The sequence below is a fragment of the Aliiglaciecola sp. 3_MG-2023 genome (genome assembly GCF_030548205.1).
In the GTDB taxonomy this organism is placed as follows: Bacteria; Pseudomonadota; Gammaproteobacteria; order Enterobacterales; family Alteromonadaceae; genus Aliiglaciecola.
In genome coordinates, this window is the sequence record NZ_JAUORV010000012.1 from 145638 (window position 1) to 171713 (window position 26076).

The 26076-nt window shown below is 36.4% G+C and carries 18 protein-coding genes and 1 tRNA gene; 8 read left to right on the plus strand and 11 right to left on the minus strand.

The genetic code is table 11. From position 1 onward, the window contains the following. Position 1 precedes the first annotated feature (1 nt). The 5 genes from dptG to Q4574_RS14640 are packed head-to-tail and all read left to right on the plus strand — an operon-like array spanning position 2 to position 10816. Entirely contained in the window at positions 2-1330 is a 1329-nt protein-coding gene (gene dptG / locus Q4574_RS14620) for a DNA phosphorothioation-dependent restriction protein DptG (RefSeq protein ID WP_303474887.1), read from the plus strand. Then, positions 1311-8576, plus strand: a complete 7266-nt coding sequence (gene dptH, locus Q4574_RS14625; RefSeq protein ID WP_303474888.1) for a DNA phosphorothioation-dependent restriction protein DptH — start codon at positions 1311-1313, stop codon at positions 8574-8576. The genes dptG and dptH overlap by 20 nt, the downstream gene beginning before the upstream one ends. After that, positions 8573-8731, plus strand: a complete 159-nt coding sequence (locus Q4574_RS14630; protein WP_303474889.1) for a hypothetical protein — start codon at positions 8573-8575, stop codon at positions 8729-8731. Before dptH ends, Q4574_RS14630 begins: the two co-directional genes overlap by 4 nt. Beyond that, positions 8718-9623 carry a hypothetical protein gene (locus Q4574_RS14635; RefSeq protein ID WP_303474890.1) on the plus strand — a complete coding sequence of 302 codons (906 nt, stop codon included), beginning with the start codon at positions 8718-8720 and terminating at the stop codon, positions 9621-9623. Before Q4574_RS14630 ends, Q4574_RS14635 begins: the two co-directional genes overlap by 14 nt. Further along, positions 9623-10816 (plus strand): DGQHR domain-containing protein, encoded by a 1194-nt coding sequence (locus Q4574_RS14640; protein WP_303474891.1) that lies wholly within the window; start codon positions 9623-9625, stop codon positions 10814-10816. Before Q4574_RS14635 ends, Q4574_RS14640 begins: the two co-directional genes overlap by 1 nt. Before the next feature lie 54 nt (positions 10817-10870). Here the strand turns inward: Q4574_RS14640 and dndE are convergent, their stop codons facing one another. The 4 genes from dndE to dndB are packed head-to-tail and all read right to left on the minus strand — an operon-like array spanning position 10871 to position 15931. Beyond that, positions 10871-11224, minus strand: coding sequence for a DNA sulfur modification protein DndE (dndE, locus tag Q4574_RS14645; protein ID WP_303474892.1), 354 nt, complete (start codon positions 11222-11224; stop codon positions 10871-10873). Beyond that, on the minus strand, positions 11224-13224 hold the full coding sequence (gene dndD, locus Q4574_RS14650) for a DNA sulfur modification protein DndD (protein ID WP_303474893.1): 2001 nt from the start codon (positions 13222-13224) through the stop codon (positions 11224-11226). Before dndD ends, dndE begins: the two co-directional genes overlap by 1 nt. Beyond that, the gene (locus tag Q4574_RS14655; protein ID WP_303474894.1) at positions 13224-14849 is read right to left on the minus strand and encodes a DNA phosphorothioation system sulfurtransferase DndC; all 1626 of its coding nucleotides are present in this window, start codon (positions 14847-14849) and stop codon (positions 13224-13226) included. The genes dndD and Q4574_RS14655 overlap by 1 nt, the downstream gene beginning before the upstream one ends. After that, positions 14846-15931: a DNA sulfur modification protein DndB gene (gene dndB, locus Q4574_RS14660; RefSeq protein WP_303474895.1), complete on the minus strand. Its 1086-nt coding sequence runs from the start codon at positions 15929-15931 to the stop codon at positions 14846-14848. The genes Q4574_RS14655 and dndB overlap by 4 nt, the downstream gene beginning before the upstream one ends. A 680-nt stretch (positions 15932-16611) precedes the next feature. Between dndB and Q4574_RS14665 the strand changes: the two genes are divergently transcribed. After that, a complete protein-coding gene (locus tag Q4574_RS14665) occupies positions 16612-17502 on the plus strand; it encodes a hypothetical protein (protein WP_303474896.1) in 891 nt (296 codons plus the stop codon). 607 nt (positions 17503-18109) lie between these two features. On the opposite strand, the gene Q4574_RS14670 is transcribed toward Q4574_RS14665, so the two are convergent. The 6 genes from Q4574_RS14670 to yegD form a co-directional block, all read right to left on the minus strand. Next, complete coding sequence (locus tag Q4574_RS14670) at positions 18110-18280, minus strand: hypothetical protein (RefSeq protein ID WP_303474897.1); 171 nt, start codon at positions 18278-18280, stop codon at positions 18110-18112. An 8-nt stretch (positions 18281-18288) separates the two neighbouring features. After that, entirely contained in the window at positions 18289-20310 is a 2022-nt protein-coding gene (locus Q4574_RS14675) for a DNA phosphorothioation-associated putative methyltransferase (protein ID WP_303474898.1), read from the minus strand. 3 nt (positions 20311-20313) lie between these two features. After that, positions 20314-20865, minus strand: coding sequence for a hypothetical protein (locus Q4574_RS14680; RefSeq protein WP_303474899.1), 552 nt, complete (start codon positions 20863-20865; stop codon positions 20314-20316). After that, entirely contained in the window at positions 20852-21034 is a 183-nt protein-coding gene (locus Q4574_RS14685; protein WP_303474900.1) for a hypothetical protein, read from the minus strand. Before Q4574_RS14685 ends, Q4574_RS14680 begins: the two co-directional genes overlap by 14 nt. A gap of 139 nt (positions 21035-21173) precedes the next feature. Then, positions 21174-21884 (minus strand): NYN domain-containing protein, encoded by a 711-nt coding sequence (locus Q4574_RS14690; RefSeq protein WP_303474901.1) that lies wholly within the window; start codon positions 21882-21884, stop codon positions 21174-21176. 240 nt (positions 21885-22124) lie between these two features. Then, entirely contained in the window at positions 22125-23606 is a 1482-nt protein-coding gene (yegD, locus tag Q4574_RS14695) for a molecular chaperone (RefSeq protein WP_303474902.1), read from the minus strand. Between the two features lie 436 nt (positions 23607-24042). On the opposite strand from yegD, the gene Q4574_RS14700 reads away from it, so the two are divergent. Then, a complete protein-coding gene (locus tag Q4574_RS14700) occupies positions 24043-25215 on the plus strand; it encodes a hypothetical protein (RefSeq protein WP_303474909.1) in 1173 nt (390 codons plus the stop codon). Then, positions 25212-25631 carry a hypothetical protein gene (locus Q4574_RS14705; RefSeq protein WP_303474903.1) on the plus strand — a complete coding sequence of 140 codons (420 nt, stop codon included), beginning with the start codon at positions 25212-25214 and terminating at the stop codon, positions 25629-25631. The genes Q4574_RS14700 and Q4574_RS14705 overlap by 4 nt, the downstream gene beginning before the upstream one ends. Before the next feature lie 288 nt (positions 25632-25919). On the opposite strand, the gene Q4574_RS14710 is transcribed toward Q4574_RS14705, so the two are convergent. Next, a tRNA-Ser gene (locus Q4574_RS14710) sits at positions 25920-26009 on the minus strand. Positions 26010-26076: the final 67 nt, after the last annotated feature.

The window sequence follows — 26076 nt, forward strand, 5'->3', positions numbered from 1 at the left end:
AATGGATGACTTAACGGTTATTGAATCATCTTTGTCTCTTGTTAAAGAATGCATCGAAAATAAGAATGATCTTAAATATAAAAATATTGCAAGGGTCTATTTGCCAATAGGCCCACAAAAACTTGATGAACATAAATTAGATTGGCAACGTGTATTTCAATCAATCGTAGAAGACTTATTTGAAATAACTTTAGGTGGAAAAGACAAAGAACAACTTAAAACTGAAGTGTTAGAATCTTTTCGAAATAGCAGAGATACTCGTGAATTAGTCAGTGTTTTTGATGATTTATACTTTTCTTCAAATGAGATCAATGAGATCACCCCATTAGCCTACCTGATGAGTAATCAAGAGACTTTAGGAGCAAGAACCAAAACAATGATCAGTATTGTTCAAGGTTTATTAACGTCACCTTTAAAAGAAAAAATGATATCGAGTGGTAACAACCCACTTGAGTCACTATTAATAGATAAAATCCAAAGCCTTTGTCAATCCAAAACCTTTAATGAAGATCGTTTAGCCTATTTACCATTTTTAGCTGACGTATTTTCAAAAGACATTAAAAAATTAACTCAATATCCAAGCTATTTTTTAAATGAATTAGAAGACTTTATAAGCCTTTATTCTTTCATTTATTTGTCACAATTATCTATCCACCTTTGTATACCTGATAATCGATATAAAACGCCAACAGCTAAACCTCTTTATTTTATTTTAGAAACGGAAAGGGCTAGTAAGGAAAGGCATGAATGTAATCAATATGGATACGATTATTTATTTAGTAAAACTAGAGGTATTGCATTTAATCTTTTTCCTTATTTAGGTTATTCAGATCGCATATCAAAAAAGCCGTTATGGATGCTAATCAACAATACTAATAAATTCACATCTAAAGTAAATGAATTTAATCAAAGCATTGGCCAATTATTTGATGAAGTTCCCCTGAGTGATAATCGACTTCAGACCGCTATTAATTCAGGACTGGCTTTGCATAGACAAATCTTTGAGAAGACAGATAGAAAAGATGCAAACAAAAAGGTCGTAGCTATTTTTGAAAAAAAATTCGCAGCCGAATTTATTACAGATAGAAAGGCAGCTGGTAAATATTTTGTTTTAAATTCTAATATGTTATTGCTGCTTACTAATTTAGTAATAATCGGTTCATCGGTAAGCCAACTCCTAATTGATGATGTAATTGAAGGCTTTAAAGAACGTGGTATTTGGTTGGATATTATGTCCAAGAAAGCATTGTTAAAATTCTACGAAAATGTAGGAAACATCGAAAAATTAAGTGACAGCGGGGATGCAGTCTATGTCAAAACTACCATTTGAAGAATTTTTAGCAGGGTTGTTTTGTCAATTTATAACAACGTCAAATTCAATAGATACTAAATATCACTTTATCAGCTCTAATCCCGCACAATCACTACAGCTGTATAATGGATTTAAAAAAATGAATTTTAAATCTCTTACTGTTGGTAATTCTGCATTGAATTATATTGAGGCTGAAAATGGGAAAAAAATTATTGTTATGTTGCATCACCTCGGGGAGCAAGATAACAACTCTAGTCATGAAGACTACATAGCGAGTATTAGGGATGCACTTAACGATATTCAAAATGCCGTATTATTTGTAATCAATAATAGTTCTTTGGAAACACTAACATCAACATTTACAGACGTTAGTGTGGGCAATAGTGTATTCACACCTAAGTATGTAAATAATGCATTGATAGAGCATGGAAAAGGAATTAAAGACGAGTTAATTTTCAAATACTTGGTAAATAGCACTGAACAAAAAATTAAAGATCAAAACCTAAGTATATTTGGATACGAACCGCTTTATAAATCGATTCACAAGGAAAGAATTGATTTAAAAGAACATGGACTTTTCCCAGAGCCACGGCTTTCAGACATTAACGATGAAAAAGAGCTTAAAAAAGAATTAGATAAAAATGCAAGCTTATCAAAAATAATTTACGACAGAGTTCATGACTTTGAAGATGATCCTGTTGAGTTACAAAGACAACTTGAAGATAAAGGTTTTAGTGAGCGGTTTATAAAAGATCAATTTATCGGTAAAAATCAAAATGAATATAAAAATAGGACTTTTTCGGAAATAGAAGCCGAAATTGAAAAGAATAAAGATCGAAACCTCGAATTAGTTGATATTGAGGTAAACGGGCAAAAGCTAGAAGAATGGAAACGACTTTCAGAAAATGGACCGTCCAGAAAAAGTATCTCTTTAATTGGTGAATTAAAGCCTAATGTTATTGAAATAAAGATAAGAATGACTAGGGGGGAACCTTTACTTAAATCGGAACAAGTTACATTTTATGGAGATTTAAATAAGAACCAAGTCAGTATAACCAACGCTAACCATGAGCAACATTCAACTCTAAATATAAAATTTCCATTTGATGGTAAACCTACCTTCCTACAAATAAAGATCAAAAGACCTTCTCAAAGAGAGTGTTTTCAATTCAACTGTTGTTTTGTTGAAAAAGATACTTTTTACTTACAAAATTTCTTCGAAAAGCTAGAAGTCGAAATAAAAAGGAACAGAGGTAAACTTATACTGGAAAACATCCAAGATAAAATTACTCTCAATCCAGAAAGCCCTCAAACTCATACATTTACAGGCTCTGAAAATGAAATCAATTGTGAAGACATAAAGGAGATAGATTTCCGCCAAAGTGCAGAAGAAAATGTGTTAGGTGATTTTCAGTTGGTTCTACGTGATTACCATTTACCTATTACAATTACTGGTAAAAAAGTTATTGAAAGTGTAAAGCTACCTAGTTTATTTGATACACAGCGAAGCAAGGACATCTTTGATAACGATAGAATTCCTAAGTATAAGCCATCAAACTCAAGAGTTATTGTCAGCGGGAGAGAAAAAGAACTTTCAGTAAAGGCAAAAGAATTGTGTATTGACGAATATAAAATTATTAGTGAAGGTATTCTATATTTTGATGACTCACCATCTAACATGTTGGATGTGAAGGACATAGAAAAAAACTTCCCTAAAATAGCACAAGCGTATAAATCACTATTTTCATGGTTGATGCAAAATGAAACTTTAATATCGATAACGAATTGGCCTCCTGAGTTACTTAATTTACTCGAATCAACATTACTTAGCATTAAATCTGAATTAGATGATATCCCTCAAGAAGCACTAAGCCAAAGAAGTCGAGATTTATTAAAAATTGGCATGTTCAAAAAAGGTAACGAAGAACTTTTTAGCCCATTCCATCCTGTTTGTATGGCATATGCATTAGAGTTTGCAAAACTTAGAAATACAGACCAAGAACATTCTTTTAGTAATGTACCGCCTACAACTATTGATAAGTTTAATGCTGCGGGTCTACTACCAATATTATTTGATGAAAATGAAGGATTTGTCAGAACCCAAGCTTTAGGTCATAACAGACTCTGGTTAGAAGTAGTGCCACAAAAGGAATCTGGAAATAAATTTGTTTCAACTTTAGTACACGAAAAAATTCAAGATTTTGTAACATGTTTTGATATGTTGTTTCAGCAGAGCAAGAATGCTCCTTTGATAATTAATTCTATTAATAATCAAAAAAATACTCACGTTTTTAAAGGTATCGTGAGTTATTTCAAGAAGGCAAAAGGAAAGGCAAAAAAAATACAAGTTAATGTATACGATGACGAATATTACACTACTTCATTTGAAGAATTTTCTGAGTCAAGAAAGCTAGAAGAGCTGCGCGAGTTAGTTCGTTTAAGTAATTCAGATAAAGAAGCAGTGCTAGATGACCTAATTTTCAAAATAAGAAGAAATGTTACTGTTCATAAAGTGAGAGAATTTACCGATTATGCTTATGCTCACTTAAGTTTTTTCAAAAATAATGAAGAGGTAACTCTACGATCGAATAATGTAAATGAAGGTAAGTCAGGGATTGTCTGTAATGGTGTTTTATCTGGTGAAGCTTCTTACCTAGAAAATGAAGTTTTCTATACTGGTTTCGGCTTGAAAAATGTAAAAACAGAAAACTTTGCAATTAGTTTAGCCTCTCAATATAACCAGTTACTTTTCGCTTATCGAGATAAATCCGCTAAATACATTAAAGGCAATGTGCCAGTCCTTGCGGTTAAGGATACTTTTAGAGACAAATTATCTAAGTCATATGATTCAAGTTTGTGGACTTGTATCATTGACCCTAAGGTTACTCTAGAGTTTTTTGATACCAAAGATACAATATTAATTCACTATGCTGACCAATACACCAACTCAGTAGCCTATGACGCCATAACTGTATCTTCCCGTGTTGGACTTTATAAAGATTTATTACAAAGTCAGTCTGATCAGCTAATTAATTCTTTCAACGCGTTAAACGGGCAATGGCTGTTAAGTATTGTTAAAGAATCAGGCAAGAAAAAAACAGAAAACACTAAGAAGCAAATAAAAGAAAAACAAGGGATTGTTGCAGCGTATAAGTTCTTATCTAGCTTACTTATAACTAGTGATATTACCTGGATCCCTCTTTCGGTAGGCGAAATGCTTAGAGTCACTGGTAACCTAGGTTTAGAAATTAAAGATAATGACTTTGCCGCACGGCTTCATAATAAAACTAAGGGCGCTTTATCTGACGACATATTGTTTGTAGGCATTAAAGGTGAACAGCTTGTACTGTTACCTTTAGAGGTGAAGACTAGAAAGCAAGGCACTGATTTTACTAAGGCGGTAAAACAAGTAAAAGCCTTAGCCGATCATATGAAGCGCTTGCTAGAGCCAAAAACATTAAAAGGAAAAGTGTATCGCTCACTGTTTATTCAACAAGTCTTAACTCAAATTGACAAATTTGAATTATATGATGTTTTTCCAGAAGGGTATTTCTCAAGCATACGCAATAATCCCGATATTTTATTACAAGGTGATTATGATATTTGTGACCTTTCAAATTACCCAGAGGGCGTTGCTCTTGCCGTCAATGAAGGCATGGAACGTTCTCGAATTGAGACCGAATTAGATAAAGAGGTTAATGTTTTAAAGCTCCGTTTGCCTCAAGAATTTGTCAAAATGATCCATGAAAATTCTATAGCAGAATTATCTAAAAAGTACCAAAAACACTCCGATTACCCAGAAATAAGCAAATTAAGCTTACTCAAAGCTGAGCTAACAACATTCATGAACCAACCCCTATTAGAGGTTAAAGATGATAGTAGCGTAATTACTGCTACTAATATTGACACTGATACAACTGAAACTATTCAAGATCATGGAGTAAAAGAAGATCAGAAAGAATATATAGTTAAATTTGATTATCCAGAGCACTTGGAAAGGATTGTAGAAAAAATACTGAGCCTGTACCAAAAGGATATTACCGCTACAGATGTCTTTTCATTATCCGAAAATGACTTAGAGGAAAGTAAAAGTTTCGAATCCTCAGATATTCTATCTTTTTATCGTTTAAGAGAAGTTTTATTAAGTGACAGAATTACAACTATTACTGAGCAAAAAATTACGGGGGATGATTCAGCTAAGCTAATTACCATAAACGTTACTAATGAATATAGAGCCTTGGTTAATACTTTACTTAAAGAGTTTGGCGAAAATATAACTGTAAACCAAGTAATGGAAATAGGAGTACCATCACTTGACAATATAAATGGTTTTGGAAAAACTAAAGTTAATAGATTTTTTGAATTTATCAACCATTTAAAACAAGGTTCTTTTTCGATTACCAATCAGGATGATAGCCCGCAACAAATAGACAATTTTGACCTACCTTTAGATGAACTTGAAGAACACTTAATCAATGACCTTAACGATTATTTTCAACAAGAAAAAAACAGAGAGACTGACATTTTATCTCGTCGTTTAGGTATCAATTGCGACAGTGAAACTCTTGAAGAAATTGGAAAGAGTTACGACATTACAAGGGAAAGAATTAGGCAAATTGAATCAAAAGCTAAGAAAAATTTCATTGCCAGATTAAGTATTTCACCGAGAGTTATCTGGGCAATTACTAAAACCAATCTTAGTGAATTAAGAGCACCTCTTTTTCCTCGATTACGAGACTACTTTAATGTAAATAAAAACTTTTATTCTTTCTTAGAGGTTTGTTGTGGTCTTAAAGAAAACGAAATAAAGATAGTGACGTCACCAAACTTGAATAAATCAGTATTTGAAGAGTTTTGGGTTTGGCATAAGTCGCCTGCCAATATTGAAGACTTGTCTTGGTATTTGCATGAAAATATGAATATCGAATTAGCTGTTGCCGAAAACCAAATTTCCATTTGGATTCAAGATGGGATCCTTGAGCTAAATAACGAAGAAATTAAGCCTCTTGCATTATCCAAAGTACCAGGGATAACCAATGCGTTGTTGGACTTTCCAAGTGGGGATGTATGGCAAAACATCCAAAATCATGCGAATTCAAAAAAAATCATCTCTGGTGACTTTTTCACAGACCGACCAGAGCCGAGTTTAGGATATGGAGCGGATAAAGAATACCTATATCAGAGTGCTCGTGGGACATATCGTCACCTCGCTTATCTCAATATAAGCGAGAATGATAAACAACGAGTACTAGATATTGTGCTTTCAAAGCTTAATGAACATAAACACGCAGGAAGAGAATCAGTTAATTTATCTGTTGATATATATCAAAGGCTTGGATTATCAGACGACTACTATATTGTTAGACATATAATCCGAGCTTATGGCGAATCCAAAGGCATTTATTTTAATGGAAAATCCGGAGCAGATACAGTTAGTTTAGCTTCAAACTTTAATTTAGCCTCCCAGAAAACAGTTCTAATTGACTTGTTCAAACAGTCTTTGAAGCCACTATCTAAGAAATTCGTTGCGTCAAAAATCAGAAGCCAATCACTTGGTCATGCTTCATTTTACTTAGATAAATTGTTGACTGACGGGGATATTGTTCGAATAGACGAAATGCATTACTCACATAAAGATAATGCGTTTATTAGTGTGGACATCGAAGGGACATTGAATCTAGCTTTTTCTTTTATAGATAGGGAAGTCAGAATTATTGAAGGTGAAAAAATTCAATCACACCTTAATAGACATTTAGATAAAGAATATAACAAGTACTTCTATATTTCTTTGTTGAAAGCACATGCCGCAGCCTTTGGCAGAAAATACTATTTCATACAAAACCTTATCTCTAACAATGAAATTGAATATTCTGGGTTGTCTGATATTTGTAGGGAGGCATTGGATAATTCGACTACTCGCGAAGCAGCGTTAGAGTTTGTTAAAGAAAAAGTATGTGTCCATGAGCATGTGTTGAAAAGGAGCTTCGATCAAATATCCATAGGAAATAGTAAAAATACACCTAGCCCCGCAGTCAAAAATGATAATGAATCAGTTATTTCTCCAATAGATGTAAAAATTGAAGCCAATTCAATATATGAAACTACAACAAAAACTAACAGCCCTCCAGAGCTAACCAAAGAAGTAAATATTGAAAGTTGTAGAGTTTTAATTGGCCAAGCAATCGACAATCAAAAGCCAGTTTATTGGGAATACGGCAATAAAAACCTAGCGAATAGACATCTCATTGTTTTTGGCCGTTCAGGACAAGGAAAAACTTATTGTATTCAAGGCCTATTGATGGAAATGGCCAAAGCCCATTGTAATTCACTCGTTATTGATTACACCAATGGCTTTCTCCCTAATCACTTAGAAGATGAATTTAGTGAATTTGTTAATCCTCAGTCTCACTTTTTAGCTCAAAAACCTTTAGGACTTTCGCCATTTAGAAAGCAAAAACAGGATTTTGGTGGTGTTATTCTCGAAGAACAAAATCATATAGTTGCTGGTCGAATTGCATCTGTGTTTAATCAAGTTTACTCGTCAATTGGGGAACAGCAGCTCGCCACTTTAATGAATGTGCTAGAAGATGGTGTCCGGCGCCATAGTAGTAAGTATGATTTTGAATGCATGCTTGATGACTTAAGAGAGGAAGGTAAAGTAGGTGAAGCCTTAGCAAACAAGCTCTCTCCAATGGTGAAATCTAAGTTATTTGATAGTAACTCAGAACAAAGCTGGCAATCTATTTTTGGTGATGAAAAGTCAAAAACAAATATTATTCAGCTTGCTTCGCTTTCTAGAGACATTATGCAGCTAGCGACTGAATTTACCCTTTGGGATTTATACGCCTATGCATGTAGCTATGGCAATAAGTCTAACCCACTACCTATAGTGCTAGACGAAGTACAGAACTTAGATCATCGGCTTGAAAGTCCGTTAGGGAAAATGCTTACTGAAGGAAGAAAATATGGCTTATCGTTGATCTTAGCAACTCAAACTTTAAGTATGCTTTCGAAAGACGAACAAGACAGATTGTTTCAAGCATCCCATAAGCTTTTCTTCGCTCCAGCAGAAACAGAAATTCAAAGCTATGCAAAACTCCTAGAACAAGCAGTACCGGGCACAAATCGCAAAGCTTGGTTAGATGAACTCGCTAAATTGAAAAAAGGTGAATGTATATCTGTTGGATTACATATGAATGAATATGGAGTTGTTGAGCAAGGTGCACGAGTTGTTAAAGTTTCTTTGTTAAGTGAGCGAATATGATAGTTATATCAATGCAGGCTGATGCTACTCAAGAGCAATTGAACAAATCGATTCGAGGTCTTGAGAAACACTATAGCCTTTATATAAACGGTGATAAGCAAATAACAAAGATTAAAGATAAAGCGTTTTGGGGGCTGCTAAATGACGATAATTGAAGCGATCTGTAAAGCTTTAGCTGATATAAATGCACCAGCAACATATGAAGACATTTATAACAATATAATACAAAACAAGTATTATGAATTTGGAGCTGATGACCCACTTTCAGTTGTAAGAGTAAAGTTGAGAATCCACAGTGATAATGCCAACATTAAAAGTGCTGTTAATAAAAGGAAGTATTTTTCTAGCGTTTCAGGGAAGGGCAAATCTGAGTTATTTAAATTACTCAACACGCCTCTAGAGCCTAAAGAGGTTGTAAAGAAAACTCCGGCATCAAATAAAAAAATAGGCTTAAAGTATTCAGAAAAAAGTATTGATAAAATCAAAAGGTTTTTCACAATACAACGGCCTGATGTTCATAAAATTGCTTTAATAGAATGCTTTTGGATGTTGTTAGGGGCATTTCTTCCTATCATCACAGATTCTGTTATGAGAACGATTTTATTACAAGCCAATTTAATAGAGGCTTTTAACGAAAACGTAAAAGGAGGTGAAGTGTTTTTATTGACATCAGCATTAATAACACCTTTCTATTTTCTGCTATACAAATATGTTAATTCTGATATCGATTATAAAAAAGAAAATAAATTACCATATTTTGGATTAGTCTTACCATTAACATTACTCTCTTCATTAGCTGGCCTTTTTGCATTTTCTTACTATCGAATAGGGCTAATCATTAAGGACGAATATACTAATAGTCCTACCACTAGTTTATTTGATTTTGAATTTGGAGGATGGGCTTGGGCAATATATTTAGTTTCTTTAATTATTTGGTATTACTCCTCGTATATGAATCATTTAGGTACAGGTGAGTACAAAAAAATAAGACGAAAACAATTTATTGAGTTAAAAACGGAATATGAGCAAGTTAGAGGGGTCAAATAGTGAAGACAATAAAAATAAAAGCTTTAGAAGTTGTTCAACCTATTGGCAACTTCTATTGTGGTGTTATTGACGCAAAAACATTAAGAGATATAACATTTTCAGATGTGAGACGATTGAAAGATGATGAATCCAGAGAATTAGATGATTTTATCGGAATACAAAGGCCATTAAACGATTCTCGTGTTAAACAAATTAAAAAGTATGTAAATGGAGTTGACGCAACATTTCCTAATTCAATAATAATTTCAATGGACGAAAAAAATGTCGAATGGGATGCGGATTCTTCGGTATTTTTAATACAATATAAAGATGAAACAGAAAAACAAACTCTCGCAAAAATATTAGATGGCCAGCATAGAGTTGCAGGTTTTGTCGATACTAATGAGCAATTTAAAGACGAGAATGGAGATTTAAAAGACTTTGAATTACTGGTTACAATATTTGTAGATGCAGACATTTCAACGCAAGCAAACATATTTGCAACAGTCAACTTAGCACAAACGAAGGTAAATAGAAGCCTTGTTTATGACCTAGAATCTCTTGCTCTCTCCAGAAGTCCTGAAAAGACAGCCCATGATATTGCAGTATTATTAAATAAAAATGTTGGGCCTTTTCATAAGAGAATAAAAAGGCTTGGGGTTGCAACACCTAAAGTTAAAAATGAATTATTAACGCAAGCTGCGTTTGTTCAAAATCTACTTAAACTTATCACTCATGATGAGAAAGCGGACAGAAATTATTACCTAGCTAAAAGTAAAAATAGTAAATATTCTGAAGAGTATGAATTAGAAAAAATAGAAGACGAAGATTTTATAAAGTACCCGTTTAGAAAGAGCTTTTTAACTAAAAACGATCCCGTAATCGCTACCAACATTACAAATTTTTTCGCTGCTGTTGAAGAACTTTGGCCTAAGGCATGGGATAAGACTAATAAAGACTCTGTATTAAACAAAACAATTGGATTTATCGCACTCATGAGAATTTTGCGAAAAATTCTAACAGAGATATGTCTTATTGATGGGATTAATGAAAAGAGAGTTATTGAACAGAGTGAATATTACGAAATGCTGGATGGAGGGGTCTTAGGAGAAGAACAATTTGAGAAAATAGACCCTGTTTCAAAGACCACTAAAGTCATTGTAGATCTTATAGAATCAAATCTAGCGATAGAGTTTGAAAATGATGGTAGTTAATGGCTCAACTATTTTCAATCAACCAACGTTATTGAACAATAACGTTGGTATTGGCTAATTCAAGTTAACAGTCAATTCAGAAAGGAGCTTATGATTTCTCAAAGCACCTATCCCATGTTCTACATGAGATGCCCAAGCTATTTGTAGCTCCTTCCCCTCAAGCTCTGGATACTTCTGTTTCAACAATAACTCTGTCACCAATTGTGTTTTACCCAGCCAGGTAAACTTGTCTAAAGTGAGGCTACCATCAAGCTTGTAAGCAATATTAGGTTGATAACAGTAATCTGACTCAATTGAGCGAAAAAAAGCGATACGGGCTGATACATTGGGTGTAATGCCGGTACTTGCTTTAAGCTTTTTTAGTTGCTCTTCAACAGTTTTATTTAACTGCATACGATTAGGTAACATTACACAACCTCCTTGTATTTAACTTTTGGGTGGGCTTGCCAAAAGTACCCTTCTTTTAGGGTTGAGCATTTAGTTTGTTGATCAAATTCAATTTCAAAGGCGTGGGAGACTTCATGAGCCATAGCGCTAAAGAAGTCCTCATCTACTTCTGTGTCGGTTGATAACAAAATAACTTGCTCACCCGCTTCTGGGAAATAGTGCTGAACCAATTTGTCGCGATGTTTAGAGTCTAGTCTTCCTAATGGCGTATCTACCACCACAGGTAAAACTTTACCCGACAATTTTCCCAAGGCTTCTAGTATAGCGAAAGCGAATATTTGTTTTTCACCAGCTGACATCGATTTACGGTTAATAGCTAAACCTTCAGAGTCGACCAAAGTGATATCAAAAGTTATTGGGTCAATTTTAGCCGAGAGCTTTAGGTCTTCTTTACGTGCTAACTTACGGTAAGACTGTGCAAATAACTCTTCAAGTTGGCTAACACGCATATGAGTAAGCTTGGTTGAAAATTCATTTAATACTTTATTAGTCGCATCAACTCGTTTTACTGCCGTGGATATTGAAGCATCGGTTTTTTGATTGGTATAAAGTTTTTCAAGCTTTTTGGCTAATTCTAGGGCTTTAGTTATATGATTCTTAGCGTTAACCAAATGATGCCCATAACCTGTTTTAAGTTTGTGCTTTTGTGCATCTAAGGTACGTAAATTGTCATACAATGCAGTTAACTCTTCTTCATCAGGCGCTCGTTGAATATTAATCGATACCGACTCTAAAGATTGTTGTGTTTCAACTAATTCTTCAGTTAATTCATTACAATGTGCCTTTGCAGTTGAGGCATCTTGAATCAGACCCTGAATCAAATTGAAATCTGTAAGTGAGATATCTAATTTAATTTCTTGTGTTGTGGGCTCGCTGACCGATTCGAAATATTGACTAATAGCTGCCATTACGTCATTTGCATTATCTTTAAACTGAGAGGCAATAACTTGCTCTAATCCCGATAAATTTTCGTTCAGTTTATGTGAGAAAACTTGAGAGTCTTTTACTTTCTGCTCTTTTGACAAAGTATCAATCAAAGACGCCATGGCTTTAGGAGCCAAAGATAAAGGAAATGCCCCATCAAGTTCGTGCAATAATTTACTCTCTAATATGGCTTTTTGTTTTATTAAATCATCGGCTTTGTCTTTTTCAGCGTTTTTGGTTTTTGCCCACGCACCGCCACGGTCTTGTATTTTTTGTTCGGCTTCACGTACTTGAATCTCTAATTCGCTAAGCTGTCGCTTTAGCTTGTCTTCAGCTTCTCGTTCTTGATTTGCCAATAACAAACATTCATTTTTTTCGTGTTCAAGCTGCTCAATCAATTTAGTCGTTTTTGCATCCGCCGTTTTTTGACTAATTTGCTTTATATAAATATCTAGATCATCGGCTAGGCGGTTTATAACATCAATACCTAATAACTTTTGTACGGCTTCTTTTAAATATGAACCTGTATCATCTTCGGCTAATTCAGCTATTTTTTCCCCATCAAAAAAGAACAAGTCTCCAATACCTGGTGGTACGAGTTCATGTAAAAAGCTTTGAACTTGATCATTGGAAAGTGAATCTTCGCATACCTCATTTTTGTATAACACTAACGACTCGTCAGTATTCGCTGACCAGCTTCTTTCAACTCGGTAAATGCTGTGCTGCCCCTGATGAGTGTGAGTAAAATCTAAAATGACTTTAGCTACAGCTTCAGGTTCATCTTTTATCGCTTTATTATTGATTTGTTGAGCAAGATGGCCGTTAAAGTCTTTTTTATTTACCACATTCCCAATCGCCTTTTTACCCAACAGAGCTAAGCGAATTGCGCTTAATATCGAAGTTTTACCTGCACCATTTAATCCGCCAAATAAAATCACTGGTTTAGATAATAAGCCATCTCGCTTGGGAGCTAGTTCAATATTATGTTGGCCATTAAATACGCGAAAGTTTTCTAAGATTAAAGTTTTAAAAATCATTACAAACCTTCCTTTTCAATCAACTTATTAAGTTGTTCTAACTCAGCTGCAATTGAAATAACCTCTTTTGATTGGCGCATTTGGTTTTGTCGACTTTCTAGATTTTTTTCAATTATTTCTTCTGGAGACTCCCAGTCTTGCTGCACCAATTTACCTATTTTATTGAAAATACCAGTACGACGAGACAAGCCACTCATTGAAGTTTCTAAATCTATAAGCTTTTTAATCATTTGTGGGGCAACGGAATATCTGGGCGATATATCATCTAACAATTTTGATTCTGCATGACTAAATTGATTTGTATCATCAACACTCCAATCTAATTCGTAGCCAAATACGTCATTGAATATTTTGGGAAGTGAATCATCCCAATCTGGTTCATTTGGGTCATTTAACCATTGGTGTCGAATTGCATGAAGTTCAGGTACGGTCACTAACTCAGTGTCTTTACTGATTTCGTTTATTTGCTTTTGTGTCTCAAGTAACTCTTTTAAAAATTGCTGCCTAAAACTCAACAAATACGGGCCATAGGTGTAACCCTCTGTCATTTCTTTTTTACCATCGACAGTCAGAGTTTTAAATGCCATTCTGCCATCCCGGCGAATATGGCTACGGTATTTACCTTTGTCTTCTATCACAGTTGTTTCGGCTAATTTGTTACGTAAACTCAGTAATGGTTTCATCCATTCTTCGCCATTTTGCACTAAGCTTTCCATCGCCCTATCTTTGGTAACAACAGTACAGGTCCAACAACCAAATCGTGAGTTACCGCAAGATGGAGTGGTTTCGTCGATTACCATTGGGCATTCGCCTTGGCCGGATGAATCTTTGTATAAGTTCCAAAGAATTAAGTTTTTGCCACCCCAAGGGTTTTCCCACTCAAGATCGTATTTATCAAACCATTTATTTCGAATACCGTAAGGGCCCTGTTCACTTTTTAAATGACATAAACGTAAAATTTTCCAAACATCATCCACATGCCATGTATCAATTGGGGTATAGATGAATGCATTGGATAACGTGGTATGTTTAGCTAGTACAGTTCCATCTATTTTATGTTTCGCAATAACCTGTGCCCGTGATGCACTCTCTTGGGAACGAGAACCAAGTACTACAATCACTTCATCATATTGGCTAACTTTATCCGTAATGAAAGTACTGACTGGATCTATCTTCATTCGCTCAGTACACCATCTAAAACTCCTTGTTGGTGCGGGATAACCTTTACCTAACAAATTCACCCAAAAGGTTTCATGTGTTTTAGGCACTACTTTATGAGAGGTAATAGGTAATTTATCTCGTTTTGCGCCTCGCTCTATCGCTTCCAAAGAGTTATTTACGTGATTTACCACTATGGGGGTTTCTACCAAGGTATCAGATGCAACGACAAATACTGGTTTGTGGCGGTCCTCAGGCTTTAAACCTAATAAAGCTAAATATACTAAGGCCATAGTCGCGGAAGAATCTTTACCTCCACTGTAACCAATAACCCACGGACGGTTATCCGCCAAGTACACTCGTTGGGTATCGGCAATATATTCACTTAGATATCGCCCAGAAAACTCTTCATTTTCAATAAAGTCTACGTAGTCTTCATCGATATCATGTTTATTTAATAAATTCATACATTAAGTAACTCTTTTTCTTTAACTAGCTCTTCATCCGATATGGGAAGAGCTATTTGTCGTTTAATTTCGATAGCAGTCAAAAATATATTTGAGTTGGCTTTTGATAGTCGGCCATGCTGCATTGCACGGTTTGACCAATCTGAGTTAGATTTAAGCCAATTAATTTTTTTTAATCCTTCGAACTTTTCAATTTGTTCTGATTCACTAAAAGTAGAAATTTCTCTACCCACAATTGCTAATGCCTGCAAACCAATACCGTGGGCGGTAATAAATTCTTTTCTAAATTCAGCTGCTGATAAGGTTTTAGCTTGTACTTGTTGCCACTCCACCATGTAACTATTTAATGTGTTCCAAAAGTCGACTGCATTTTTTTGTTCTTCATCATTAAATCCATCTTTCGGGCCTTTTCCAAACAAAGCGCGTGTTGCTTGTTTGATACCGCTGAGGGTGAATAATTTGCTGCTTCTAACAGAAATAGTTGAGCGTTCAAATTCAGTAAACCCAACAAATGGTTTAGCATTCATTGATAAGTATCTAGCTAATTCAGAAGCCTGATCTCTATGATCATAAAGAGTACCTAATGAAGAGCTAGGTCTAACTGCATATTTATTTAGATCAGCAAACATTTGTTGGCTACGCTTAAGTCCTTCATCTACAAAGAACAAAACAGCAATATTATCTTGTCCTAATTCAGGGTTATCTTTAATCGCTTCTTCGATTGCAGCTCTGCGATGCTGTCCATCATTGATCAGCATTTGTGCATCCATTGGCACTTTTAACGTACCAAGGTTATTCATGCTATTTGCTTCAATAAATTCAACGTCGGAGCCAACTGAGGCAGTTAACGCAGAAAATACATAATCTTTCGGAGAATCGAGAAGATAACGAGTCATCTCTGGGATACGACTTTTATTTAAAGTACGCTGAGCGCGCAATTCAACCGGCACTTCTTCCTCATCATACATAAATATTTTAGGGATGATTCGCAAAGGGCATGTCGCTATATAAAAAGGCTTACCCGCTTGAATCGCTCTAATTGCGGGAAAGGAATAGCAGTAGTTACTATCAAACTTATCCATCATCACTAACCATTATTACGTATTTGTACGTAATAATATCACGTACAAATACATTGATGAACTGTACTTTTAAGTTTTTGAGAAATAAATTTAGTATTAATAGATTGAGAGAAATTAATATTTAGTTTAAGAAGAAACGGTGGGACACCATATATTAATCAAGCTGTAATAGTGTCATTGCCATGGGAAACTGTCAGTCTAATTACCGAGCAACTTTGTCGTAACGATTTTAATAGTAAAAGATTTTTTGCAATCTGGCAGTCTCAGATCAGCGAGCAGAGAACTTTGAAATTATCGTAAACGAACGACATCTATGTCAATGATAGTTGCCAGTCGATGTTATCATCATTCTTTGTATTCAGGTGACTAAGCACTTATTAGATCACTAATGGGTTTTCGAAAGCTTTTCATAAACAAACCTAAAAGGTGTGAAAAACATCATGTTCTATGCGACTGAAGTTAATAACCATACTGACATTTGTAATTTCTCATGATGATGTAACCCAATCAATTACAATATTAAATTACGATGCATTTTTAGCACTCAGCGAGATTTAAGATGTACTCAAGTTTGAAGGACGGTTGTAGTTGATTTTGTTGGTTGATTTTCAAGTTGATATGTAATAAGTTCAACTGAATCAGACGATTAACCTGCGCTTTTTATTGGATAACGGATTACTATGAATAAGTTAGAGATCATTAAAAAGAATCGTCAGCGCAAAAACAAAGCGCCCCATCTAACACAAGAAAGTAGCACCTCAAAAGCTACCACACAGTTTGACGTATTGAAAATATATGCATCCATAATTAGTTCTAGTATCGCTATTAGTGTGATTGCAGGCGCATTTTTTGCGGTGACGCAATGTAATTTATATGGAATTGATTTCATTCAGCTTGCAGAGATTGATGACTACATACGAATTGGGGTAAGCAATATATTAACGGTAACGGTGTTGCTTATTTCGCTTGGAATATTACTTGTGGTAGCCGTTACAATATTGGATAGATTTATATTTAGGCGTACAAATAAGTATCAATTGATTAATTATTTACCCTTATACAAAAGTCTGCCTCCTGTTCACAGGGTTACATTATCAGTGACTGCATCAATTTTTTTAGTTTTGACATTGATGCCTGTGGGAGATGAGCCAATGATAAGTGAGGCGCCTCCAGATGTTGACATTAAAAATAAATTAGTATTAGAACGTGGCTTAGTGACCGTTTATCACTCCAAAGATTATAGACCCGAGTCTTGCCTTGTTTATATTGCTCAGACAGGTGATTACTTTCATTACTGGTCAGTTAAAAATAGGAAACGTTATTCCTATAATACAGCTTCAATTGTAGTCATTGAAGAGCAATTCTCTAGGTATGAACCTAAGCACTATTACTCACGTTCTTACGGAGAGGCCATGATGTTAGAGCCTAAAGTAAGGTATGAGTTGAGTTTGAATTTAACGTCATTGGAACCAGTAATAATGGGGGAAGGTGCCGCTCTTGAATCACAGAGGAAAGATCCAATCAACTTATCATGGATTCAATTGATTGAGAGAGACTGCGGCACTTTGTAACGCCTTTTATTCTCTGAGTAATAATCAATGGTTAGATAGTTATTCCCTCGTGAAGTTTTCTTAACGTAGGTTAAAAAACACATCCATCTATTTGGGGCTGATAAGATAAGTTAGCCGAATAGTAAATGGTATTCCGAGTTTAAGTAAAGGTGAAATATCACTTTTCCTAAAATCAAAATCCATGATGATCCATACTTTCCGCGTTGACATCTATTTTATATTCTTAAGAGTGTGAAATTGGGTTATTTTTCGTCGATTAATCACCCGTTTCCATGCAATTTAGAGTTCAAAACAAGCACCTCTAGTCAGTTGTGACCCCATACAAGTTTGATTAGGGGTTTTCTAGTGAAGAGCATAGAATATACCGTGTTACCTAATAAAGCACGTTACAAGGAAAACCGCTCGCAGTCCTTCGGCCAATGCTCTCCAGTTTTCCTGAGCAATTGGCGTTAATGTCTGCTTTACAGCATTACCGTTATATCTACCAGCGAATCTTGAAAGGCGGGAATTGGCACACAGGTGCCATTAAACAAAGTCGTTCGGTATTTAAACCGATATAATACCTCGGTAACCACACTAGTATAATTTAGCATAGCCAAATACTTTTTTAATCTTCCTTTTTAATAGTAATTTCAATATTTTTACTATTACCAGCAAACCAATTTTGAATGTAAATGCTACCGATAACCGGCGGCATACCTTCTTCTGGTACTTCTTTAAATCTAATGCTATTTTTATTCTTTTTTTCGAATTCGAATTTAACTTTCTTTTCGGTCATTAGTTTCTCTAAGTATTGGTAACTTTATCGGTGGAATATACCCTAAAATTGCGGATGATTTTATTGTTTTTGACCAGTCTGTTATTAAATTCTGCATTTGACATATGCTGTTCTCCCTTTCCATTTACAACTCCTAGTTTTATTAGTTTTTCATCCAACCTCTTTTGATTTTTGTAGTTATCATCAAATTCCGCCATCAACTCATGTTTGTTCAACAAAGGCGGTCTTTTTGCTTCATTAATGTAATCAAAATAATCAATATCTTGCTCGGCTAATTTCACTTTTATCCGCTCTTTTATGCGCGGAATTGAGTTATGGGCGAAGTCGTCATACACCATAAAAGTTACTTTGCCCGATGTGATATGAATTTTAACTACATCAGCCTCATTCCAATCTCCATAAATCATTGCCGCAGCACCAATATAAACTCTTAATATGATAGGTAACTCGTTAATGTATCGGGTTTGAACTAACATTGAATGACCTGCATTATAGATAGCAGGAATATACTGATTAGCTTGCTCCACTGCCCTCTCAAGCAATTCGTAGTCTGCAATTTTAAAAAGCCATTCTTTTGCTTCTTCTTGGGCTAAATTCACGTTAACAAATAGAGCTTTGATATCTCTCTTTTTCCCTTCTGGCATACTTCTATAGGTTTTGCGTTTTGAGAAAAAACCAAGGGCAAAATATACTAAATAGTCCTCGCGCCTTGCTGCTTTCGCTTGTTCAAACTCCAGCTTCCTTTCTGCATTCATTAACAAATTAAATAGCTTTTTAGTACTACCAAATAATTCAACTAATAAGCTAGCTTCTGCAAATTCATCTGCTGCAGGAATTCGCCCAAGCTCCAGCACAGTGTTCCAAAATGCTTCTACTAGTTCATGATTTTGTTCGAGTAAGAGGCTAGTTTTTTGTGATTTAGTTGGAGATTTGTTTAGCGACGTCCATTGACGTTTTCTTTTTAATTTTGCAGATAAGTAGTTTTGTTCTTCCAACTCATCTTTAAAAATAATGAAAATGCCTGGCCCAGCGGATATAGCTGTTTTTTCTAGTGAGTCTTCTAGAAATAATTGTAATTCAGTTTGAAAATAATATTTTTGAAAAGTATTGCGCGACGTAATAACACCATCTTTAAATTGGGTCATTTGTGCCAATTTTGATTCGCTTATCAGCATACAAGATACAATTAGAAAAAGATCTGCTAGCTGATAAGCGTTATGTAAAGCCTCTATTCTTTCAGGTACATCTTCAATAACATTCAGTACAAACCCTAAATTTACAATATCAGCATTAAATAGTTCAGCGTCTGGTCTAAAATTAGGGTCCCAACCAGATGCATCAATACCGTTTGCATGTAACTCAGCTAAATCGTCACCGAGTCCACAACCATAATCAAAAACACTAAAATTACCGTTTAAGTATCCCTTATTAAACAAAAATTTCATGGGCGTACTTAACCCATGACGAACTATTGCTGTTTTATGCCGATCAATCTTTTTTTCATTCGAATATGCTAGTGCACTAGCTCGAAATAATCGACCATCAACAAGCTCATAACCGGCGTTTGTAATGGTAGCTTCCCACCCCAACTTAAAACCTATTGCTCTGGTATTTTCATACAACCCAGCCAACTCACCTTCCTGAGTGATTAGCGTGAACTCTTCATACAATGGATAGTTTGTTGTCACCATCAATTCTTTACGATGTAAAATGGGAGGGTTATCTGTTTTAGAATAGTCATTCATACGATGGTGTTTTTTAGTTAAATCAACAAACATACTTGTTTTTAATTCAGGGTAAGCTTCGCTGTCGAAGTCTGGATAAGATAGCAATGAAAACTGAAAAGATTGTTTTGAAAATTTAGCGATTTCCCATTGGAATGAAGACTGTTTCAGAGCCGATTGAATGCGGTTTATAAAATCTAGTAGCTGAGTATTTTGTATTGTTGAACGGTGAACATAAATTGCTTGAGGAGTAATTTTTCCAACAGATAACTCACTGATTAACTCTCTAAAGCTATTAGAATCCATTAGTTACTCTTCCCATAAATCCGCGAATTTAATTTTGGTACCCTTTTTCTTTGGTATTCTTTTACCCGATTTAGATGTTCCCATTATTTGAATAAATTGAGAATTACTTGGGCCCACGCTTACATGAATGGGTCTGTTTGTTCCGTAAAAATAAACTCGGTCAAAACTTAAATTTTCATTTATCCAGTCTGCCACTATGTGCATGTCATTTTCATGTTTTGCGACTATAAAATCGCATGCAGCACCAAATCTATCGCAATGTAGATTATTTTTTGAATTAACTTCACATGAAGCATGTTGATCAAGTTTGGGCGCAATCCCTTTAGAATTTTTCTTTTTTATTAAATTCAGTAGGTAAGTTGAAGTAAATCCATAAGTCACATCGACTTGACCAAATTTGATTTGGACCGGGAGCAAAACCTTTTCACATAAAAGCTGAATTGCCGCTAGACTTTCGTTTGAGGGGGTATTCGATGTCACTTCTGGGTAGCGTGAAGTGTGCCAATTAATAACCTTCTCTACCAACTCAACTAGCTGATTATTAGATGTTTTCATTAGCTAAAGTTTTTACTTTTGAATAGTAGAAGGCATTTCCAACTTTCTTAAACACAAGTTTACCGGCTTGCCGCAAGTGCATAAGTTCACATCCTGACACATTAAGATGTTCTCGCATTTGCTTGCTAGTTAGCCATTGCTCTTGAATTTCTTTATTTAAGGTAGACAAAAATGCCCCCAAGACAGTGTTACTGTCATATAAATATAAGTGATTTTGTTAGATATAGTATTAACTACTATTGTCATTGAGTAAATCAGACAGAGTTTGCATTATGACATCTCTAAAAGTTAATTCATTTAGATGCATCTTACTTGCTAGCTCTGCGCTTATCTCGAACATAAGTGCCCGAACCATTCTTTTGTTTGAGTTCAAATAAATCAATTTCTGCAAATAGATCGCTTAGCTTTTTGAAACCGTAATTCCTCTGATCGAAAGATGCATGGTTGGCGATATGTGTCCCTATCGCACCCAAGTTTGCCCAGCCGTCAACGTCTTCAGAAGCTAAAATGGCTAGGTGCAACATCTTCATTAATTTGCTGTCACTTTTAATACTGGGTTTTTTCTTAGTAACTGACTTTCCTTCGTTTTCTTTATCGTCCAGGTATATAAATTTTGAGCAGCTATTTACGAAGGCCGCTGGCGCTTTGCGCTCGCCAAAGCCAATAACGAACTTGCCGTCAGCCAAAGCTCGGGTAACTAAAGGGGTAAAATCACAATCTGAAGAGACTAAACACATGGTGTCTACATCTTTGGTATAGAGGATATCCATAGCATCAATAACTAATGCGATATCAGTGGCATTTTTGCCTTTGGTTAAATCGAATTGTTGGATAGGTTGAATGGCATATTCATGGAGTACGTCTTCCCAAGGTTTGATATTGGGGCTTTTCCAGTTGCCGTAGGCTTTTCGAATATTTACCAGCCCATAACGTGCAAGCTCCGACAGTATTTCGTCAATTTTGGCTGCGGGAGCATTGTCAGCATCAATAAATAACGCGATTTTGTCCTGTTCTTTCACAATTCTAAATCCTTTTAACACTTAATCATCACTAGCAATATCAGCATAACTAACACGGTGTAATCAATGCTTTTGAGCTTGCTCCCGTATCAATAACAATACGTTATTTTTTGCCTTCTCGGCTATCACTTACTGCTTTTTAAACCGCCTTTAGCCTCAAACCTTGGGGTGATTCGAGGCTATAAAGTTTAATAACTCATTGTTAACGATGTTCGGTTGGGTGTATAAAATACCTTACCCTTAACTTCCAAATATGCGCTTAGCGTGGGTGATCAAGCCTGTTGTGACACTACCAAAATGATTCCCGATGACAATCTCCGTATCGGGGAACATGGTGTTTATCCATTGTTTGATGACGGGGGAGATTGCGGTACCACCGGTTACAAAAATGGTGTCAGGGGTGGTACCTGATTGCAGTAAAGACTCGTTAACAATGGACTGAATTTGGTTTAGCTCGCCACTGATGGCGTCACCTAGCTGGTCGCGGCTCACTGAGATTTGTAAGTTGTCTTCTATATAATCGAGGTTAACCTGGGCCAAATGGTCTTTAGATAGTGCTATTTTGGTTAATTCGGCACTTTTGTTTAATTTAAGCCCTAACTTGTTATCTCGTAAGGTTTTTAAGCGCTCAATTCGTTTGTCCAAAGACATAAAACAATAGCGTTGTAGCTCTACTCCGGTTCGATTTGAATTAAATTCGCGCTGGGCAGCAACATCATTGACACACACGGCTTGCCTAAATAATGTGGGCGGAATGGGCAGTTCGTTGGTTAATATAATGTCTTTTCCAAAGTGCGGCATTATGCCCATTAAGGCTAATTTGTTGTCAATGTCGATGCCGCCAATGCGCTTTCCTGAACAACCAAGAATATCGCTTTCTCGACTCTCGTTGTTGATAGAGTTTGGCCCCAGTTTAACCACTGAGCAGTCGGTTGTTCCGCCGCCTAAGTCAATAATTAGTACGACTTTATCTTGGGTTAACTGTCGTTCGTAATCATAGGCTGCGGCAAGGGGCTCCATTAAAAATTCAATATCGTTAAAGCCCACCTTTTTTGCTGCTTCACTAATGATGTTAATGGCTTGGCTATTGCCGTCTCTTTCCTGTAGTCCATGAAAATTGACGGGCCGGCCTATCACAACCTGATCGAGCTCAACTGCCTTTATATACTCAGATTCTTCTTTTATAAACGCCAACATTTTTTCGATTACAGATGCGAATATGCCTTGTTGGGCTTTGGTAATTTTGGCCCCTAAAAACGACTTGGGCGATTTGATGTAAAAGCCATTTTCAGGATTGGCAATGTGCGCAAATTCCGCTTCTCGTCCAAACATAACGCCGCCACTGAATGCCAAGGCTTCGCCTATGCTTTGCATACGTTGATCCGTTTTAGCGTCTTCGCGGTTCTCAGCTCTGATCACTTTGCGATAAATATTAATAAGCTGTTCTTCAGTGAACACTTGCCCATGGGTGTCGGTTTGCGCTCTTTTGGTTTGCGCTGCTTTTTCTGCTTCCACACGTTCTGCTAATGCGTGTTCCGATATCTTTTCAGGCTTTATCACGCCGTGTTCTAAAAACACACAGGACGGAAGCGTGGTTTCGCCATCTTCTAGGGGAATAAGAACGGGTTCATTGTGTTCTATTATGCCAATGGAGCAATTCGACGTCCCCAAATCTAAACCTGCGAAGGTTCTATCTTGTTTTTTGTTGCTGTTAAGTGCCACTCAATACTCATTTAATTGAATCCCAATAAGTTTCCAACTCATTACACTGAAGTAAGAGCCTTGTGGGTGCTAATTGGGTAATTGTTTGTTGATGAAAAGTTGATTTCGATAAAAAAGCGCACCTACCAGCTTGCAAATCACCAAAAGGAGACAAGCGAAAAATAACCATTCCAGTGCGATGAAATCGGATAGTAAAGGGAATGTAGTGGATTTTCAATTTATGCTAGGTCTAAACACCTAATGTAAGCCTGTTGGAGTATTGTGGTTGGCCGTTTGAGTGTTGTCAAACCTTTGGTTAACCCAGTAATCTTGCCTTATTAGGTTAAAAATTCTTGACTTAAGATGTCACTATTGTAAGTTGAGTAAAAAACATACCCTGTTCTTTCGTAAGGAGTACTGCATCTCGAATAAACATCGCACCCCAGCCTTTGTTTGTATTGCATTTTGTGTAGCGACTTTGTGGGCACCCAAAATATACGCGGAATCTGATAAACTCGCGTTTTCGGGGTTTGCTCGTGTGGTTATGGGTCACCTAGATGATGAGAATGCGGAATATGTGGGCTACGACAACAGTATCAGTTTTGATCAACAATCACTTCTTGCCTTGCAAGCAGATTATACTTTCAGCGAGCAGCTTTCTTTAACCGCTCAGGTGATAGGACACACTGCTGAACAACGGGCTTCAGGCTTAGAGTGGCTTTATTTAACCTATACGCCAACCGACACGGCTCTTCAGATTAAACTTGGCAAGCAGCGAATTCCCTTTTTTAATTATAGCGATAGCATCGATGTTGGCTTTGCCTACCCATGGTTAACCCTTCCCCAACAATTTTACGACACCGCATTCTTTTCGACATTTGAAGGCGTGTTGGCAAATTATCAATATGTGTATGACGCTTGGGTGATGAATTTTGAAGGGTATTGGGGCTATTACGATGACAAAATTTACTTAGCCACTGGCGAGATAGATACCAAGGTAACGGGGCTTTACGGATTTAATACCAGCGCATCCTATAACGGTTTCACGTTTCGAGCGGCCTACAACCAAGGTAATGCCAATCTAACCCTTCCCGGTGCTGCGCAGTTTGTTGATGTGCTTAATCAATATGGGTTTAGTCAAAATGCCGAATCTCTCAATCCTGATGGCCTGATCCATTTTTATCAACTCAGTGCCAATTATGAAAACGTAGATTATTTTGTACGTAGCGAAGTGGCAAAAATGAAGGGCGAAAGCGGCCCCGTGCCCGACATAGACAGCTTCTATATTTCCGTCGGTTACAACTTCTACCCCTATACGATATACATCTCTTATGGCGAACGAGACGTTTATTACGAGCACGGACCCAACGAAATCCCTTATGGCATTTCGGATGAACTTGATTATTTGGCCGCCACCTACGAGTCGGTACTTAGCGGTTTTCCAGACGATAAGAACAAAGGGACTAAAATTGGCCTGCGTTGGGACTGGCGATATAACGTGGCCTTGAAAGGCGAAGTAACTTACGTTGATGCTGAGAAAGTAAGCAATGATTTTGCATTAAAAGATCTCGGTGGATTCGATGGTCACGCCATTTTGTACCAACTGGGTATTGAGTGGGTATTTTTATGAAAACATACATAACAATTATACTGATAGCAGCACTTAACTTATTTCAGGTAGCTAAGGCAACTGACACTATTGTTGTGGTTGCCAATGTCTCCGACCGATCAATTCAACTCAACCGTCAGCAAATACGTAATTTGTATATGGGCGGAATGATGTCATCTGATTTAGACGTTATTGCCTTACCACCTGACAATATCACCCGCATGAAGTTCAACACTAAAGTGCTAGGGTTAACAGAGTCGCGTATTCAATCCTATTGGGCGCAAATGCGCTTTACCGGACGAACGAAAGCCCCCAAAGAATTCGACGACGAACACTCTTTGCTCGAATATATCAAGCAACATGAAGGAACCCTAGGCTACCTACCCGCAAGTACATCAATACCAAGTGACCTAATGGTAGTGTACACCGTTCAGTAACCACAACTTGTAGTCGGCGGCTTCAGCCCCGAGAGAGGGATATCCATAACATGTAGTCGGTGGCTTCAGCCCCGAGAGGATGAATCCCCCACCATGGCCTAAAGACCATGCTACAGGTTAAACAAATATTCATTCCTGAATATCTTGCCATGGTCAACGATGCTACCCAGCGAAAGCATCCTATTTTCTCGGCATAAGCAACAAACCATAGGATTACTTCAAATCCTTACTAATTCGTATGAAATAAAAAAGCCCCTACGAAAAACGTAGGGGCTTTCTTATTTTATTTGGCGGAGAGAGAGGGATTCGAACCCTCGTTAGGTTTAACCCTAAACACACTTTCCAGGCGTGCGCCTTCAGCCACTCAGCCACCTCTCCAAAACTTTTAAATTACTCTTCGAATATATCGCAGAGTTAACACATCCATGATGATCGGCACCCAGTC